Origin of the sequence: Mesorhizobium sp. WSM4898 (assembly GCF_029625845.1) — a bacterium.
Lineage (GTDB): Bacteria > Pseudomonadota > Alphaproteobacteria > Rhizobiales > Rhizobiaceae > Mesorhizobium.
On sequence record NZ_JARTVQ010000044.1, the window covers coordinates 1 to 259 of the forward strand.

General features: G+C 44.4%; 1 protein-coding gene. It reads right to left on the reverse strand.

From position 1 onward, the window contains the following. A partial coding sequence (locus P9228_RS30885) for an HNH endonuclease (RefSeq protein ID WP_278057059.1) occupies positions 1-188 on the reverse strand: 188 nt, incomplete at its 3' end. Between the last annotated feature and the right edge of the window lie 71 nt (positions 189-259).

Sequence of the window (259 nt, forward strand, 5' to 3'; positions counted from 1 at the left end):
TTGCTGTATTCGTGTCCGTTGGCACAACGTGTTTTACGCTTGTTTATAGCCTGTTTGCTCATACCTCTTAAGATATTCTCTTTATTGGGAACAGCTTCTAGGTGGTCGGGGTTGATACAGCTTGGCACTCGGCATAAATGGTCAAGTACTAAGCCACCAGGTATTGAGCCTTTTATGTTCTCATACATAACCCTATGCGCTCGGTGGTTACCGTTTGCAAATATCAATCCATAACCCTCTTTGTTGGTGTAGCCAGCGT